We start from the raw sequence: 14280 nt of genomic DNA, 5'->3' as shown, positions 1-14280 counted from the left end.
CTACATGGACCAGGCAAACAGTAGACGTTCCGTCAGGACTCGGCAGGGTTGCGGGGTATGGCGTTCCGGGGCGTGCTCAGGGCGCCGCGCCGCCGTTGCTCTTCAGCAACTGCCCGTTGACCCACTGGCCTTGCGGCGAGCACAGGAAGTCCACCAGATGTGCGGTGTCCCGAGGCGTGCCGAGGCGGCCGAGCGGGGTGCCCCGGGTGAGGGCGTCGCGCAGCTCGTCGTTCATCCAACCGGTGTCCACCGGGCCGGGGTTGACGACGTTGGCGGTCACCCCGAGGTGGGCCAGTTCGTGGGCTGCGGCCAGGGTGATGCGGTCCAGGGCGCCCTTGCTCGCGCCGTAGGGCAGGTTGCCCACGGTGTGGTCACTGGTGAGCGCGACGATGCGGCCCGTGCCCGCGCCGGGCTCGCCGCGGAAGCGCAGCCCGTACTCGCGGATCAGCAGCCAACTGGCCCGGGCGTTCACGGCGAAGTGCCGGTCGAACGCCGCCACGGTGGTGTCCAGCAGCCCCGAGTCCACCGACTCCGCGTGCGAGAGGATCAGCGCGGTGACCGGGCCGAGGCGCTGCTCCGCCTCGTCGAAGATGCGGATGGCGGCGTCGGGGCCGGTCAGGTCCGCCTCGATCGCCGCCGTACGGGCTCCGGCCTCCGCCAGCTCCCGCGCGATGGACACGGCGGCCCCGTCCTCGGCGCCCCACTCCATGCGCCGGTCGTACGGCGTCCAGTAGGTGAAGGCGATGTCCCAGCCGGAGGCCGCGAGCTGCCGGGCGATGCCCGCGCCGATCCCGATGGAGCGGCCGACGCCGGTGATGAGGGCGATGGGGCGGGCGGGTGCGGTGGCCTGTGCCGTGGCCGGTTCCGGGGCCGCCTGCTCCTGCGTGGCCGATGGCTGCTCGTTGATCGTCACGGGCCGATCCTTCGTGACCCGTACGCGTACGTCAACGACTTTCCCGGCCGCTGCTCCGGCCCCTTCACGCCACCGCTGACCTGCGGTGACCCATCTTCCTGGTGGCCCGACCCGATCTTTGTGTTTCCCCGGGGCGCGGGGGCGCTCCTAGCGTGGACGACGGAAACCGCAATGAACACCCATCAACGCCGCATACCGATACCGACCCATGCGGCCGGAGAGAGGACCGTCACCATGAGCGAGCAGCACCTGCTGAACGGGAAGACCGCGGTCGTCGCCGGAGGGGCCAAGAACCTCGGCGGCCTCATCAGCCGGACCCTGGCCGAGGCCGGGGCGAACGTGGTCGTGCACCACCACGGCGAGGACTCGGCCGCCGATGCCGAGAAGACGGCGGAGGCGGTACGCGGCACGGGCGCCCAGGCCGTCGTCGTACGGGAGGACCTGACCCGCGTCGAGGGCGTGCGCAGCCTCTTCGACCAGGCGCTCGACGCCTTCGGCGGGGTGGACGTGGCCGTGAACACCACCGGCATGGTCCTCCGTAAGCCGATCGCGGAGACGACCGAGGAGGAGTACGACCGCATGTTCGCGATCAACTCCAAGGCGGCGTACTTCTTCCTCCAGGAGGCCGGTACCCGGCTCAACGACGGCGGGCGCATCGTCAGCCTCGTGACCTCCCTGCTCGCCGCCTTCACCGACGGGTACGCCACCTACGCGGGCGCCAAGGCCCCGCTGGAGCACTTCACCCGGGCGGCGGCCAAGGAGTTCGCCCCGCGCGGGATCGCGGTGAACAATGTGGCCCCGGGGCCGATGGACACGCCGTTCTTCTACCCGCAGGAGACGCCGGAGCGCGTGGAGTTCCACAAGTCGCAGGCGATGGGCGGTCGGCTGACGGAGATCGAGGACATCGCGCCGCTGGTGAAGTTCCTGGTCACGGAGGGTGGTTGGATCACCGGGCAGACGATCTTCGCCAACGGCGGCTACACGGTCCGCTGACCGTCTTCAGGCGTACGGTCGGACGTACGGCCGGACGTACGCTCGCACGTACAGGAGGGGAGGCCGCGTGACCCTGGACCTGCACAAGCTGGAGCACCTCGTCGCCGTCGCCGAGGAGGGCGGGTTCACCCGGGCGGCCGAGCGGCTGCACCTCAGCCAGCAGGCGCTGAGCACCTCGATCCGCACCCTGGAGCGGTACGTCGGCGTCCAGCTCCTGGACCGGGGCCACCAGCACGTCACCCCCACCCCCGCCGGTCAGGCCCTCATCGATGACGCCCGCGCGCTCCGGGCCCAGGCCCACGCCGCCCTGGAGCGCGCCCGGCGCATCGGCCGGGGCCAGGCCGGGCACCTGCGCATCGGCCACACCCCGGCGGTCACGGCGGAGGAGGTGGTGGAGCTGCTGACCCGGGCCCGTACGGAGGAGCAGGGCATCCAGGCCCACGTACGCCAGCTCTTCCCCGACGAACTGCGCGACCAACTCCTCACGGGCGCCTGCGACCTGGGGCTCAGCCGGTCCATGCCCGCCGACACGGGGCTCACCCGCGCCCGGATCGCCGAACACCGCCTCCGGGTCGCCGTCCCCGCCGGCCACCCGCTCGCCGCGCGCCCCACGGTGGCCCTGGCCGACCTGAGGGGCCAGCCGCTCACGGTGTGGGGCGAGTCCGGCTCGTCCGCGTACACGGACCTCCTGATCGGCCTGTGCCGCCAGGCGGGCGTGGAACCCGACACGCGGCGCAACCCGGTGCAGGGCACGCCGCCCATCACCGCCGTCACCGCGACGGGCCGCCTCGCCTTCGTCACCGCGCCCCCGGGACCGGCGGCGGGCGGTGCGGCGTACGTCGTCGACCTGGACCCGCCGGTCCACGTACCGGTCCACGCGCTGTGGCCCGCGCACACGACGTGCCGGGACCGGGATGTGTTCCTCGGGTGGGTGGGGGATCTCCCCGGGGGCGCGGCGGGGTGACGTGACGGCGAGGCCGGTCCGTATCACCCAGGCGACGGCCGGGGTCCCCGGCTCCGCGACGAAGGGCGACCGCTTCGGTTGGAGCCTGTCCGCCGGGGACACCGACGGTGACGGTTACGCGGACATCGCGGTCGGTGTCCCGGGCAAGGACGTCTCGGGCAGGAACGACGCGGGCGCGGCCGTCGTGCTGCGCGGCTCGGCCGAGGGGCTGACCGGTACCGGCGCGAAGAGCTTCACGCAGAACACGGCCGGCGTACCGGGCAACGCCGAGGCCTACGACCAGTTCGGCGCCTCGGTCCGGCTGACCGACAGCAACAAGGACCGCCGGGCCGAGCTGATCGTGGGCGCCTTCGCCGAGAACGACGGTGAGGGCGGGGTCTGGCTCTTCAAGACCGGCAAGAGCGGCATCACGGCTACGGGCGCGACGAACTTCGGCGCGGGTTCGGTGGGCGGGCCGAAGGGTCTGTCGTACTTCGGCGAGGTCCTCGCGGGCTGAGTGCATGATGTTCGCCTCTCGGCCCGCCGCCGCTTCGACATGCGGCGGCGGGCCGACCGGCAGAGACTCGGTACGGATCTCCGGGGACGGGCCGCCCGTTCCCGGTCACTTCCGTACCGAGGAGGAACACCATGAGCACGTCGATCAGCGACCCGGTGGTGGAGAGGTTCGTCGCCGCCGTCAACGCGGGTGACGAGAGCGCCTTCACCGCCGTCCTCACCGAGGACGCCACGATGTCCGACGACGGCAGCGAACGGGACCTGGCCGCCTGGACGGAGAAAGAGATCTTCTCGCCGCAGGCGAACGGCCGGATGGACGTCGTGCAGGCCTCGGACGACGGCCGCACCCTCGTCGTCGACTACACGAACGACACGTGGGGCACGATGCGGACGCGCTGGTCCTTCACGGTCACCGGCGACCGCATCAGCCGCTTCGAGACGGGCCAGGCACCTGCCTGACGGCACAGCGCCTTTCCCGCGCGGTACGGATCACGGTGCCGTCCCGCCGGGCCACCAGCCCCGGCACCCCGTTGACCGACTGCTCCAGGAGCTCCAGCCCCGGCGCCTCGTCGGATGCTGTACGTCCTGGCGGCGGTGCCGGCCTGGAAGCCGGGCGGCGGTTCACCTCGGCAGATCTGGTACGCGACCGGCTTCCTGGCCCTCGCCTCGGCGCAGGTGGCGGTCGGCATCACGCACATCTCGTCGGTCCATGTCCCGCTGGGCGTCATCATGTTCGGGCTCAGCGTGCCGGCGCCGGCACGGCAGGCGCAGTCGGGACATCGGGGTCAGGGCCGGTCGACCCGGTAGAGGTAGTGGGCCCGGTCGTCGACGGGGTTGTCCGGCTCCAGCTCACCCTCGGCGACCCGCCGCATCCCGGCCCTCTCCAGGGCCCGCCAGGAGGCCCGGTTGGCCGCCGATACGGGCACGAGAACGCACGGGGCACCGGGATGTTCGTCCCAGATCGCCTGGACGGCCGACCGGATCATCCGCGGCCCGAGCCCCCGGCCGACGAGGTGCGGCTCACCGATCAGATAGTCGATGGTCATGGCCCCGGAAGGGACGTCGATCAACGTGGCGACCTCCACCAGATATTCGGGGTAGTCGGCCAGCCGGCACCGTTGCAGCAGCCCCATCGGGGTGCCGTCGAGTTGCGCGAGCAGTTCCTCCGAGGGCTCCTCGCCCCGGACGGCGGGCCCGAAGTCGTGCCGTACGGCCTCGGCCGAGGTCTCATGGTTCCACCACCGGGCGACGTGCGGCTGCTCCAGCCAGGAGATCAGCAGCGGGAAGTCGTCCTCGGTGAGCCGACGCCAGGTGATCATCGTGAACCCTCCACAGGTGAGCCGGCCCGCCGACGATCTTTTCCGCATGGCCGCCATGTCGTCGGCCATGTCCTGATGGGTAAGGGGGCCCTCCACGTCCGGAGTGTGACCGTGCGCCCGGCGCTCCGGGAGGAGGACGCGGTGGACAGCAGTGAGATCCGCCCCCAGCCCAGCTGTATCGAACAGGGCGGGAACAGGACAACAGGGCTGCTCCCCGTACTCCCGATCTTCGCCCCGGGGCGGACGGCCCGCATCTCCGCCCGCCCGCACTCGTCCGGCGGCCACCTGAGGCTGTGGTCGCCGGAGCGCGAGGAGGAGGAGGAGGGCTCCCGGTGCACGCGCGGGGAAGGATCCGAAGGTGGCCCACACCGCCGATGCACCGCTTGCAGACGATGGCCGTGGCAGCTCCTTGATCTCGTTCGCACGGGGCGCCGAGGCAGCGCCGCCGCAGGACGCCCCGCTGTCGGCGGCCCTGGTGGCCTTGTGGAGAGCCGGTCGGGTCCTCATGGTCCTCGATCGGCACACTGCCGTCTCGGCCACGGGCGACCACGTCGACGTGAAGTAGGGCTACCGGCCCAGAAAGGCCCCGGCAGGACACCGTCCCGCCGGGGCCTCTCGCCGCACCGCGCCGTGGGGGCCGGTCAGGGCGGTGGAGCGCCGTGGCCGGGGCTCACACCGTCGCCGTCCCGTCGGGGAGGGGTTCGCCGCCGAGGGCTTGGCCCAGGGTGTCGGCGATGTCGAAGTGCTCCAGTACCCGGGTGACGGTCAGAAGCGTGGTCACGGCCGGCTGGAGGGGGCCGACGAGGACCAGGCGGCGGCCGGCGGCGTGGTGCGCCAGACGGGCGCGGAGCAGGGCGTCGAGGAAGGAGCTGTCGCCGAAGGTGACGCCGGACAGGTCCAGGACGGTGACGGGCAGGGCCTGTTGGTCGGCCTCGTTCCAGGCGGCGGGGAGCAGGTCCTGCTCGTCGGCGTCGAAGTCACCGTAAGCGGTGACGACCAGTGCGCCCTGTTCTCGGCGCACGTGGACACGGGCCTGGGATCGCCAGGGCATGGGATACCCCCTCGCTTCGTAGTGGTCCAGACCAATACCCCGGAATGTTGACCTCATGTCAACAGCGCCCGCGGAGCGGCATCCCGTCACACCTGCGGGTCGGTACCTGTCCGCCTCAGACCGCTGTGCGCGCGGCCCCGTGGCCCACCGGGGTGGGAAGGTGTCGGTCCCATCCCTGATCCGGGAAGGTGGCTGTGGCTACTTCCAGCAGGTGTCGGACCTGCGGTGTCTGGTTGGTCAGGGTGACCCGCGCGGGGGCGGTCGGTGTGCTGAGGAGGTGGAGTCCGGCGATGTCCGCGAACGTGACGGCTTGCAGGTCCCAGATGACTTCGGCCACGGTGTCGGGGAGGCCGGTGAGACAGGCCCGGAGCTGATCCAGGTTCTCGAAGTCGATGGCGCCGCGCGGAGTGAGTGTGGCGCCGCGGCCGTGCAGTTCGGTCGTGATGTGCATGGGGTGCGCCCCCCTTCTGGGGGTTGCTGAGCCCGAGGACGAGGAAAAGCCCCGGGTGCGGGGCTCCAGGCGGCCTGGGCGGGGCCGGATGCCCGTGGAGGGGGCAACGTCCGGCTCCCGAGGAGTCGGCACAGGATCGCACCGGCTCGGTCTCTTGTCTCTTCACCGTCCCACACATCGGCCTGAACAAGCCAGGCCGGCCCCCACGGCCGGGTGAAACGTCATCTGATGGTCGTGCAGGAGCGGGGCAGGCCTCCGGGTGGGTCCCGTCCGTATGATCGTCCTCGGGCGGGCACTGCCCTTTACACGGCCATGGCGGTCAGAGCCGGGGATTCCGCCCGCAGCCCCTTGGACGGGCCCTGCCGGCCGGAGCGCCGCATGCTCCGGAGCGGGGATGACCTGGGCGTGTCGGCAGGAGGCCAGCAGGCGATGTGCGATGACAGATGAGCGTGCCAAAACTGGTGCCGGTGCCGGTGCCGGAAGTGACCCGCATCAGGCCCAGGCGGCACCGCTGCCGGGGCCGGGCGTCGGCTTGCCCGCCACGGCGGCTGCCGCGCGCACCCTCGTACGGGAACAGTTGACTCTTGGCGCTCCGGATCTGCAGGACGGGGAAGCCGGTGCTCGGGTGGTGGCGGACGCGTTGTTGGTGACCTCGGAACTCGTCACCAACGCGATCCGGCACGGGGACGGACTCACTGCCTTCGACCTGTGGATCACCGACGACGGACTGATCCTGAACGTCGCGGACGCCAGTACGTGCCCACCGGTGACCACCGATCCCGACAGCCGGGGGAAAGGCCGGATCGGTGGGTTCGGCTGGCCGCTGGTCTGCCGCCTCGCACAGCACGTCGCGGTCACCGCTCTCCCGGACGGCAAGCAGATCACCGTCCTCATCGGCCTCACGCCCTCGGCTTGACAGGCACGTCGGTGGCATCGGTCGGGCTTCAGCCCTGATGGACGTGGTTGCCCCTGATCACGCCACCCAGGCATGGCCCGGCGGATCATGCGGCCGCGACGGCACCGGATCGGCCTTCGCTCTGCCGGTGGCAGAACACGAGCCGGACCGGGCTGGACGACCCCTACAGTCCAGCCTCATGACGACGACCACGAGGACGACCACGACGATTTCAACGCGTACGGTGGCGTACCCGGCCGACGGCTTGACGATGATCGGGCACCTCGCGCTCCCGGCCGGTGCCGACCGCAGGCCCGCAGTGCTGCTCGGGCCGGAGGGCATGGGGCTCAGCGACGTCGAGCGCCGCCGGGCCGACGCTCTCGCCGAACTGGGCTACGTAACGCTGGCCTTCGACCTGCACGGCGGGCGCTATCTCGGCGACCCCGAGGAGATGCTGGCCCGTTGCCTGCCGCTGCTCGCCGACCCCGACCGGCTGCGGGGGATCGGCCGTGCGGCGCTCGACGTGCTGCGCGCCGAACCGCGCACCGACCCCGACCGGATCGCCGCCGTCGGCTACGGCACCGGAGGCGCTGTCGGGCTGGAACTCGGGCGCGCCGGCGTCGACCTGCGCGCGATCGCGACGGTCAACGCGACGACCACGGGCCGGCCGGGCGAGGCGGCGCGCATCCGCTGTCCGGTGTGGGCCGGGGTCGGTTCGGAAGACCCGATCATGCCGCCCGCGCAACGGGAGGCGTTCACCGCCGAGATGCAGGCCGCGGGCGTCGACTGGCGCCTCACGGTCTACGGCGGCGCCTTGCACGCCTTCCACCATCCGCCGGTCGACCACCCCACGGTTCCCGGCGTCGGCTACCACCCACGGCACGCGCGGCGAGCCTGGCGCGACGTCGTCGGCCTGCTCGCCGAGTGCCTACCGGTGGCGGGGGACTGACGGCGCGCGCGTATCTCGGTCACGCCCCTTCGCTTCCCCGGCCTCTGGGCAGGGCCGCCAGTGCGGTATCCGCAACGTTCCGCACCGCCTCCGGGGTCAGGCCGGCCTTGCCCACCGCCTCGATACCGCGGACCACCGCCAGCAGCAGTGCCGCCAGCCGCTCCGGATCCGCGGCGCTGTCGAGGTCGCCGTGGCGCTGGGCCGCGCTGATCTCCATCCGCAGCAGGGCCAGCAGTGCCGTCATGGTCTCGGCCGACCGTCCGGCGACCGCCGGATCGTGCTGGGCCAGCTCCGCCACGCCTTTGGCCATCAGGCACCCGCGGCGCTCGGTGTCGGCGGCGGTGTTCTCGGCCATCAGGTGGACGTACGCCGACAGCCGGGCGAGGGCCTCGGCGTCCGGGCCACCTGCCAGCCGCTCCTCGGCCACCTCGACGACCGCGGTGCACCAGTCGCCGAACACCCGGTGGAACAGCTTGCCCTTGTCGCCGAAGGCGCCGTACAGGCTGCCCTTGCCCAGGCCGGTCGCCGCCGCGATGTCGTCCATCCGCGTTCCCGCGTAGCCGGTCGCCCAGAACTGTTCCCGGGCCCGCTCCAGGACCTGGCGTTCGTCGAATGCGCGTGGTCTCGCCATGGTGTCAGCGTACCCATTCTTGACTCGATCGTCCATTACTGCCTACGTTGTGGACGATCCATTCCACAACTGAAGGGGTTCGCCATGTCAGGCGTGCTGCACGAGAAGGTGGCCGTGATCACCGGCGGGACCAGCGGGATCGGGCTGGCCATCGCCCACCGCTTCGTCCGGGAGGGCGCGCGGGTCTTCGTGACCGGCCGGGACGCCGACCGCCTCGAAGCGGCGGTGAAGGAGATAGGCCCCGCCGCCACCGGCGTACGATCCGACGCCTCGGTCCTGGCCGACCTGGACGCGCTCTACGCACAAGTCGGCGAGGAGGCCGGGCGCATCGACGTGCTGGTGGCCAACGCCGGAATCGCCGCGGACGCCATGCTCGGCGCCCACACCGAGGCGAACGTCGACCTGACCCTCGCCGTCAACATCAAGGGTCCCCTGTTCACCGTCCAGAAGGCGCTTCCGCTGCTGGCGGAGAACGCGTCCGTGCTGGTCATCGGTTCAAGCAACAGCGCGCGCCCCAACGAGAACCTGGAGGTCTACAGCGCCTCGAAGGCAGCGTTGAGCAACCTCGTGCACAACTGGGCCCGGCAGTCCCGGGAGCGCCGTTTCCGGGTCAACGTCCTCAGCCCGGGACCCACGCGGACCCCGTCCCTGCTGCGCGCCGTAGGGACGGACGCCGACCGGTTCGCCGAGGCCGTCGTGCCGCTGGGGCGGCTGGCCGACCCCGAGGAGATCGCCGAGGCCGCCCTCTTCCTGGCTTCGGACGCCTCGTCGTTCGTCACCGGCGCGGAACTCTTCGCCGACGGCGGCTACACCCGGGCCTGAACGACGGCCTGAATGGCCGCCTGCCGGCCCGGCCTGCCGCCCCGGTCAGCGGGCGCGCCCTTTGGTGAGAAGGGCGCGCGTCTCGTCACTGACGGCCGGCAGGTCCCCCGGGTCGGCCCAGGTGGAGTCGTCGTGCTCGGTGAGGGTGATGGGCCCGGTAGCCCCGACGGTGACCGCGAAGGTGAACTGCCGGGTCCTGCGCCCACTTCGGGAGGCGTAGTCGAAACTCCCGGCATGTCCGGTGACCTGGGTGACGGTGAGCCCGGTCTCCTCCAGAACCTCCCGGCACAGGGCGGTTTCCAGCCGCTCGCCGGGATCGACCCCACCACTGGGCAGCTCCCACAGCCCCCCCGAGGAAGTCGTCGGCCCGCCGCCTGAGCAGCAGCACCCGGCCGCCCTCGTCGGTGATGAGCGCGCCGACGACGAACTTCCCGATCCCGTCCCGCCGGGCATCGGTGAGCAGATTCTCGGCGAGGGAGTCGGGGGGATGGGAGGTCACTTCGAGGGCTCCTCGTGGTGGGCAGTCGCCTTGGCAGCCGCACGAACGGGGAGGGCGGGCGGAGGAAGACCCTGCTCATGATCCCAGACAGAACAACAGCGCGCGCTCTCCACGGCCACTGCGTGCGCAAGCGCAAGCGGATGGGCCTGGCCGCCGCGTCGATCAGCCATTCCCTTGTCCGGAACCTGTTCACGATCGCGTAGAGGGTCGCATCCTGCGTTAGCCTTTCGAGGCGCGAAAGCGGACCGCAGACAGACGGGGGAATGTTGTGTCCCATTCGGAGCGCTGGCAGGAGATGTTCGGACCGACCGGCGAGGGACCCGCGATGAGGCTCGCCTCGGCGGACTCCGATCCCGGGACGGGCGCGGGCGGAACGGGAAAACTCAAGCACAGCAAGGGCCCTTGGATGAGCGCCTCCGGCACCGCCGGCGACTTGCGCACCAGGACGGAGACCAGCCGGTCCGCGCTGGGCCGCGGCCACGCGGGTGTTGGGGCGGGGGTCGCCGGACTCAGCTCCGTCTCAGCTCTCAAGAGCGTGCTGAAGTCCTGGGAGGACCGCCTGCAGGGGGTGCGGGATGAGTGTGACCAGCTCGAAGGCGCCCTGCTGACAGTGGCCAAAGAAGTGGGGGAGGCGGAGACCACGGTCGAGAAGTCCTTCAAAGGTATTCGCGTCAGCGGCAAGACAGCTGAGGAGCGATGACGGCGACCCTCACGTGGCGGCTGCTGCGTGACCTGAAGACCTCGGATCTCACGGAGGCGGGTGATACGTGGCACGAGGTGTCGGGCCGCTCGGCCGCCGACCGTGTACGGGTCGACCGCGCGATGTCCGCGAAGCTACGCGAGACCCAGGAGAGCGACTCCGCGGAGGCGGCTCTCGGCAGGCTCCGGCGCCTCAGCCGTAACTTCCAGTACCTGCAGACCGAGTGCGGGCTCGTCCGTACAGCGCTCAACGGACTCGCCGGCGATCTCGCCGAGCCTCAGAACCAGTTGAAGCGGGCACTCGCGGACGCCGCCGCCCTGAACTTCACCGTCCATGAGGACGGTTCCGTCAGCTATCCGGCCGCCGAGGTCGAAGATGCGACCGGGACGAAGCAGGAGGCGCCGGGCGGTAAGTCCCAGGGCAGCTCCCGCCTCCCGCTGGAACCGCCCGGCCTCGGCTCGCAGGGACAGCAGTCGCTGTACCCCGGCTACTCGGGCTTCAAGCCGGTGAACCCGAACGCGGCGAAGGCGCAGGATGTGGCCGACCGTATCGCCCGGGCAGTGCGGTCTGCCGGGGAGATCGACGCCCGGTACGCGAAGACCCTCAACGGTCTGAGGGCCGAGAAGGGCCTCGATGTCACGGCGGCCACGCTGAGGGACGTCGCCCGGGACACCGCCGACGTCCGCTCCACCGCAGGCATGCACCTCGCCGAAGACGTTCCGGAGGACAAGAGTCCCGCTGAGCGCAAGAAGTGGTGGGACGGACTGGCCGACGAGCAGCGACAGGAGTACCTGAAGGTCGCACCGGACCTGATCGGCGGGCTGGACGGAATTCCGGCGGTCGCCCGCGACGAGGCGAACCGGAACTACCTGCCGGTCCTCATCGACGAGCTGGCGCGCCGGGACGGCGACGATGCCAGGACCAAGCTCGACGCCCTCCGCGTGATCCAAGGGAAACTGAGCGAGTCGAGTCACCCGCCCATGTTCCTTCTGGGCATCGGGGACGAGGGCAACGGGCGTGCGATCGTCTCGTACGGGAACCCTGATGCGTCGAGGCACGTCGCGGCGTACGTCCCCGGTCTCGGCACCAAGCTCAACAACGACTTCGTCACGGACACGATGAAGCGGGCCGAGCACACGGCCATCGGTGCCGGGGAAGTGGACCCGTCCGTCGCCTCGATCATCTGGCTGGGCTACGACGCCCCGCAGAACGTGGACGTGATGGCGAAGGGTGACGCGCAACGAGGCGCCCCGGCGTACAACGAGTTCATGGCGGGGATCTCGGCGACGAACGCGAACGAGGACCCGCATGTGACGGCGATCGGGCATTCCTACGGTTCGCTCACCGTGGGCACTGCAGCCAAGCAGTCCGGGGGGATCCCGGGCGTCGATGACGTGATCCTGCTCGGCAGCCCCGGCGTGGACGCGCAGAAGGCGACGGAACTCGGCGTGGGCAAGGAGCACGTGTTCGTCGGCGCCGCCGACAACGACCCGGTCACCCACCTGCCCACGAAGGGCGAGTCGGCGCTCGGCTGGGCGCTGGGGGGCCCGGTGGGGGTCGAGGTGGGCCGTGACCTTTTCGACCAGGGCAACGACGACGTGTACTTCGGTAAGGATCCGGCGAGTGAGGCGTTCGGAGCACAGCGCTTCCAGGTCGACGACGGGCCCAGGATGGTCCGCGACATTGGGCTGTTCGGCGCCCACTCCCAGTACTTCACTCCCGAGCTGGATGATGTGTCGGCGGACAACATTGCCACTATCGTCGGCGGACGTCCTGAGGACATCGTGAGGGAGAAGCACCGATGAAGCGCATCACACGGACCATTCGCCTGGCCTGTGCGGTGGCCATGGTCGGCGCGCTGCTCGCCGGGTGCGAGCTGTCGGGCGGCACCAGGGACGGACGAGGAGCAAACGCAGGCATGGACATGCAGGGAGCGGCAGAGCGCGCTGATGCGATGCTTTACGCGACGGTCGGGGCGATCAAGCCGGATATCGAGTGGGTCCACTACACGACGACGACCGGCAGTTGCGATGTGACGCGCTACTGGACTGTGATGACGGTCGTCTCCGAGCAGCGCCGCGGCAACTTCCTCGGTGTGGTCGAGCGTTTCTGGAAGGCGAGCGGCTATCGAATCAAGACAGTGAATCCGAGCAAGGACCTGCCGGCGGTCTACGCCACGTCCCCGGACGGCTTTGGTATCAGAGTTCGCTTCGGCTACAGGGGGCAGGCGTTTCTCCAGGTCACGAGCCCCTGCGTGGAAGAGTCGAAGGTGGGAGCCCCAACGAAGGTGGCGAACGGCCGCACGTACGAAGGTAAGCCCCCCACCCCCAACGTCCGCTCCGACTTCTGGTCAGCCGAGATCCCGGCACCGGGCGCCACTCCCTCGCCCTGACCTTCAGGGACGGGTGACGTCGGCCGATGCCCACCGTTGGGCGGCTCCTCCGGCGCCGTGCTCAGGACGCGGCGAACTCCACGAAGGACGTCCAAGTGGTGGAGGAGACGGCGAGCGCGGGGACGGTGAGGTCCTTGGAGTCGCGGACGTGGACGGTGTGGGGGCAGGTGGCGACCTCTACGCAGTCGCCGCCCTGGCTGCCGCTGTAGGTGGACTTGGACCAGGTGAGAGCTACCTCGATGCAGTCGCCGCCCTGGTTCCCGCTGTAGGTGGACTTGAACCAGTGGAGGTCGGTGCTCATAGTTCCTCTGCCATCTTCTCGATCTTCTCCTGGGTCCTGTCCGGAGTGTATGCCTGTGCCCGCAGCAGTCCATACTTTCCGAACAGGTTCCCCAGGTCGGGCTGTTGGGTGACGAAAAAGCTGCCTCCCTGGCCTTCGATGTAGGCCATTCGGTGACGCTCCGCGTTCTCCAGAAGAACGAATGGTCCGTCCAGAGCCGGGTGGTTCTCCACGTCCTCCGGCATCAACTGGATCTGGAGGTGCCGCAACTGTGCCAGTGACGCGAGGTGGTGCAGTTGCGCCTTGCGAACCCGTCGGCCGCCAATCGGCCGGGTGAGCGAGGCCATCTCCAGCACGAAGCTGATGTCCGGCAGGGGCCGGCGGGAGAGCAGGCTCTGGCGAGCCAACCGGCTGGCGAGCTTCTCTTCGATCTCGTCGTCATCGAAAGCCGGGTACTGCCCAGCGAGAACTGCTCGTGCATACGCTTCGGTCTGGAGCAGTCCGGGAATTACGTGAGGCTCGTAGGCATGCCGAACCGTGGCTCTGGCTTCTTCGTCCGCAAACGGTGTGAACCAGCCCGGCAGCGGATTGCGCTGCTCCGTCTGCTTCGGCGGCTTCGGTGCCGCGACGATCAGTGCACCTTGTGCATTCAGCACCTCGTCGGCCCGCTGTACGAAGACGCCTTTCGGTGGCCGCGCACCCCGTTCCACCATCGCCACTTGGGACTTGGAGTAGCCGATGCGCTTGCCCAACTGTTCCTGGGACAGCCCGGCCCGCTCGCGGAAGTGCCTGAGCAGCAGGCCGAACATCTGGGCGGCGGTCTCGGCCTGATCACTGGAGTGCACGGGGTCACCTCGTCTGTACACCACTGTTCACAACCTGCTTGTGACTCTGGTCACGGTACGTGTCCGCCGCGAAGCTGAGCG

20 protein-coding genes and 2 pseudogenes are annotated in these 14280 nt (G+C 70.3%); 13 read left to right on the top strand and 9 right to left on the bottom strand.

Annotated features, from left to right (window positions below):
• Nucleotides 1-76: 76 nt before the first annotated feature.
• Entirely contained in the window at nt 77-907 is an 831-nt protein-coding gene (locus tag ACFWRT_RS33615; RefSeq protein WP_380954284.1) for an SDR family oxidoreductase, read from the bottom strand.
• A gap of 240 nt (nt 908-1147) precedes the next feature.
• On the opposite strand from ACFWRT_RS33615, the gene ACFWRT_RS33610 reads away from it, so the two are divergent.
• The 4 genes from ACFWRT_RS33610 (at nt 1148) to ACFWRT_RS33595 (ending at nt 3824) form a co-directional block, all read left to right on the top strand.
• Nucleotides 1148-1906, top strand: a complete 759-nt coding sequence (locus ACFWRT_RS33610; RefSeq protein ID WP_380954236.1) for an SDR family oxidoreductase — start codon at nt 1148-1150, stop codon at nt 1904-1906.
• 67 nt (nt 1907-1973) lie between these two features.
• Entirely contained in the window at nt 1974-2870 is an 897-nt protein-coding gene (locus tag ACFWRT_RS33605; protein WP_380954237.1) for a LysR family transcriptional regulator, read from the top strand.
• A 1-nt stretch (nt 2871) separates the two neighbouring features.
• On the top strand, nt 2872-3366 hold the full coding sequence (locus ACFWRT_RS33600; RefSeq protein ID WP_380954239.1) for an FG-GAP repeat protein: 495 nt from the start codon (nt 2872-2874) through the stop codon (nt 3364-3366).
• A 131-nt stretch (nt 3367-3497) separates the two neighbouring features.
• Entirely contained in the window at nt 3498-3824 is a 327-nt protein-coding gene (locus tag ACFWRT_RS33595; protein WP_380954240.1) for a nuclear transport factor 2 family protein, read from the top strand.
• 19 nt (nt 3825-3843) lie between these two features.
• Here ACFWRT_RS33595 and ACFWRT_RS33590 read toward each other — a convergent pair.
• A pseudogene (locus ACFWRT_RS33590) lies at nt 3844-3939 on the bottom strand (RNA polymerase subunit sigma-24); the annotation flags it as partial.
• Between ACFWRT_RS33590 and ACFWRT_RS33585 the strand changes: the two are divergent.
• Nucleotides 3939-4172: pseudogene (locus tag ACFWRT_RS33585) on the top strand (hypothetical protein); the annotation flags it as partial. The pseudogenes ACFWRT_RS33590 and ACFWRT_RS33585 overlap by 1 nt on opposite strands.
• On the opposite strand, the gene ACFWRT_RS33580 reads toward ACFWRT_RS33585, so the two are convergent.
• Nucleotides 4151-4684 (bottom strand): GNAT family N-acetyltransferase, encoded by a 534-nt coding sequence (locus tag ACFWRT_RS33580; RefSeq protein ID WP_380954241.1) that lies wholly within the window; start codon nt 4682-4684, stop codon nt 4151-4153. The pseudogene ACFWRT_RS33585 and the gene ACFWRT_RS33580 sit on opposite strands and share 22 nt — an antisense overlap.
• Nucleotides 4685-5042: 358 nt before the next feature.
• On the opposite strand from ACFWRT_RS33580, the gene ACFWRT_RS33575 reads away from it, so the two are divergent.
• Nucleotides 5043-5249 (top strand): hypothetical protein, encoded by a 207-nt coding sequence (locus ACFWRT_RS33575; protein WP_380954243.1) that lies wholly within the window; start codon nt 5043-5045, stop codon nt 5247-5249.
• A 105-nt stretch (nt 5250-5354) separates the two neighbouring features.
• Here the strand turns inward: ACFWRT_RS33575 and ACFWRT_RS33570 are convergent, their stop codons facing one another.
• Nucleotides 5355-5735 (bottom strand): STAS domain-containing protein, encoded by a 381-nt coding sequence (locus ACFWRT_RS33570; protein WP_380954245.1) that lies wholly within the window; start codon nt 5733-5735, stop codon nt 5355-5357.
• Between the two features lie 115 nt (nt 5736-5850).
• A complete protein-coding gene (locus tag ACFWRT_RS33565) occupies nt 5851-6186 on the bottom strand; it encodes an STAS domain-containing protein (protein WP_380954247.1) in 336 nt (111 codons plus the stop codon).
• 436 nt (nt 6187-6622) lie between these two features.
• Between ACFWRT_RS33565 and ACFWRT_RS33560 the strand changes: the two genes are divergently transcribed.
• Nucleotides 6623-7102, top strand: coding sequence for an ATP-binding protein (locus ACFWRT_RS33560; RefSeq protein WP_380954248.1), 480 nt, complete (start codon nt 6623-6625; stop codon nt 7100-7102).
• Nucleotides 7103-7280: 178 nt separating this feature from the next.
• Nucleotides 7281-8030: a dienelactone hydrolase family protein gene (locus tag ACFWRT_RS33555; RefSeq protein WP_380954250.1), complete on the top strand. Its 750-nt coding sequence runs from the start codon at nt 7281-7283 to the stop codon at nt 8028-8030.
• A gap of 19 nt (nt 8031-8049) precedes the next feature.
• Here the strand turns inward: ACFWRT_RS33555 and ACFWRT_RS33550 are convergent, their stop codons facing one another.
• Nucleotides 8050-8661 carry a TetR/AcrR family transcriptional regulator gene (locus tag ACFWRT_RS33550; protein WP_380954252.1) on the bottom strand — a complete coding sequence of 204 codons (612 nt, stop codon included), beginning with the start codon at nt 8659-8661 and terminating at the stop codon, nt 8050-8052.
• Nucleotides 8662-8745: 84 nt separating this feature from the next.
• Between ACFWRT_RS33550 and ACFWRT_RS33545 the strand changes: the two genes are divergently transcribed.
• Nucleotides 8746-9483 carry an SDR family NAD(P)-dependent oxidoreductase gene (locus ACFWRT_RS33545; protein WP_380954253.1) on the top strand — a complete coding sequence of 246 codons (738 nt, stop codon included), beginning with the start codon at nt 8746-8748 and terminating at the stop codon, nt 9481-9483.
• A gap of 45 nt (nt 9484-9528) precedes the next feature.
• Here ACFWRT_RS33545 and ACFWRT_RS33540 read toward each other — a convergent pair whose 3' ends face one another.
• The gene (locus ACFWRT_RS33540) at nt 9529-9936 is read right to left on the bottom strand and encodes an NUDIX hydrolase (RefSeq protein WP_380954255.1); all 408 of its coding nucleotides are present in this window, start codon (nt 9934-9936) and stop codon (nt 9529-9531) included.
• 123 nt (nt 9937-10059) lie between these two features.
• On the opposite strand from ACFWRT_RS33540, the gene ACFWRT_RS33535 reads away from it, so the two are divergent.
• The 4 genes from ACFWRT_RS33535 to ACFWRT_RS33520 all read left to right on the top strand — a co-directional run bounded on the left by ACFWRT_RS33535 (nt 10060) and on the right by ACFWRT_RS33520 (nt 13074).
• Nucleotides 10060-10185, top strand: a complete 126-nt coding sequence (locus ACFWRT_RS33535) for a hypothetical protein (RefSeq protein WP_380954257.1) — start codon at nt 10060-10062, stop codon at nt 10183-10185.
• 92 nt (nt 10186-10277) lie between these two features.
• On the top strand, nt 10278-10682 hold the full coding sequence (locus ACFWRT_RS33530) for a hypothetical protein (protein ID WP_380954259.1): 405 nt from the start codon (nt 10278-10280) through the stop codon (nt 10680-10682).
• Complete coding sequence (locus ACFWRT_RS33525) at nt 10679-12487, top strand: alpha/beta hydrolase (protein ID WP_380954260.1); 1809 nt, start codon at nt 10679-10681, stop codon at nt 12485-12487. Before ACFWRT_RS33530 ends, ACFWRT_RS33525 begins: the two co-directional genes overlap by 4 nt.
• Nucleotides 12484-13074 carry a hypothetical protein gene (locus ACFWRT_RS33520; RefSeq protein WP_380954262.1) on the top strand — a complete coding sequence of 197 codons (591 nt, stop codon included), beginning with the start codon at nt 12484-12486 and terminating at the stop codon, nt 13072-13074. The genes ACFWRT_RS33525 and ACFWRT_RS33520 overlap by 4 nt, the downstream gene beginning before the upstream one ends.
• A gap of 61 nt (nt 13075-13135) precedes the next feature.
• On the opposite strand, the gene ACFWRT_RS33515 is transcribed toward ACFWRT_RS33520, so the two are convergent.
• Both ACFWRT_RS33515 and ACFWRT_RS33510 read right to left on the bottom strand, forming a co-directional pair.
• Nucleotides 13136-13375, bottom strand: coding sequence for a DUF397 domain-containing protein (locus tag ACFWRT_RS33515; protein ID WP_380954264.1), 240 nt, complete (start codon nt 13373-13375; stop codon nt 13136-13138).
• Nucleotides 13372-14199, bottom strand: a complete 828-nt coding sequence (locus ACFWRT_RS33510) for a helix-turn-helix domain-containing protein (protein WP_380954265.1) — start codon at nt 14197-14199, stop codon at nt 13372-13374. The genes ACFWRT_RS33515 and ACFWRT_RS33510 overlap by 4 nt, the downstream gene beginning before the upstream one ends.
• Nucleotides 14200-14280 lie beyond the last annotated feature (81 nt).

The sequence above is a fragment of the Streptomyces cyaneofuscatus genome (assembly GCF_042718795.1).
Taxonomy (GTDB): Bacteria; Actinomycetota; Actinomycetes; order Streptomycetales; family Streptomycetaceae; genus Streptomyces; species Streptomyces cyaneofuscatus_A.
This window is presented reverse-complemented; position numbering and strand designations above follow the sequence as displayed.

Excerpts from the sequence above, each read along its gene's own strand:
- ACFWRT_RS33515 (WP_380954264.1), bottom strand. The coding sequence starts at position 13,375 with ATGAGCACCGACCTCCACTGGTTCAAGTCCACCTACAGCGGGAACCAG.
- ACFWRT_RS33550 (WP_380954252.1), bottom strand. The coding sequence starts at position 8,661 with ATGGCGAGACCACGCGCATTCGACGAACGCCAGGTCCTGGAGCGGGCC.
- ACFWRT_RS33540 (WP_380954255.1), bottom strand. The coding sequence starts at position 9,936 with ATGCCCGGCGGGACGGGATCGGGAAGTTCGTCGTCGGCGCGCTCATCA.
- ACFWRT_RS33520 (WP_380954262.1), top strand. The coding sequence starts at position 12,484 with ATGAAGCGCATCACACGGACCATTCGCCTGGCCTGTGCGGTGGCCATG.
- ACFWRT_RS33565 (WP_380954247.1), bottom strand. The coding sequence starts at position 6,186 with ATGCACATCACGACCGAACTGCACGGCCGCGGCGCCACACTCACTCCG.
- ACFWRT_RS33580 (WP_380954241.1), bottom strand. The coding sequence starts at position 4,684 with ATGATCACCTGGCGTCGGCTCACCGAGGACGACTTCCCGCTGCTGATC.
- ACFWRT_RS33545 (WP_380954253.1), top strand. The coding sequence starts at position 8,746 with ATGTCAGGCGTGCTGCACGAGAAGGTGGCCGTGATCACCGGCGGGACC.
- ACFWRT_RS33555 (WP_380954250.1), top strand. The coding sequence starts at position 7,281 with ATGACGACGACCACGAGGACGACCACGACGATTTCAACGCGTACGGTG.
- ACFWRT_RS33560 (WP_380954248.1), top strand. The coding sequence starts at position 6,623 with ATGACAGATGAGCGTGCCAAAACTGGTGCCGGTGCCGGTGCCGGAAGT.
- ACFWRT_RS33525 (WP_380954260.1), top strand. The coding sequence starts at position 10,679 with ATGACGGCGACCCTCACGTGGCGGCTGCTGCGTGACCTGAAGACCTCG.
- ACFWRT_RS33595 (WP_380954240.1), top strand. The coding sequence starts at position 3,498 with ATGAGCACGTCGATCAGCGACCCGGTGGTGGAGAGGTTCGTCGCCGCC.
- ACFWRT_RS33610 (WP_380954236.1), top strand. The coding sequence starts at position 1,148 with ATGAGCGAGCAGCACCTGCTGAACGGGAAGACCGCGGTCGTCGCCGGA.
- ACFWRT_RS33570 (WP_380954245.1), bottom strand. The coding sequence starts at position 5,735 with ATGCCCTGGCGATCCCAGGCCCGTGTCCACGTGCGCCGAGAACAGGGC.
- ACFWRT_RS33535 (WP_380954257.1), top strand. The coding sequence starts at position 10,060 with ATGATCCCAGACAGAACAACAGCGCGCGCTCTCCACGGCCACTGCGTG.
- ACFWRT_RS33530 (WP_380954259.1), top strand. The coding sequence starts at position 10,278 with ATGTTCGGACCGACCGGCGAGGGACCCGCGATGAGGCTCGCCTCGGCG.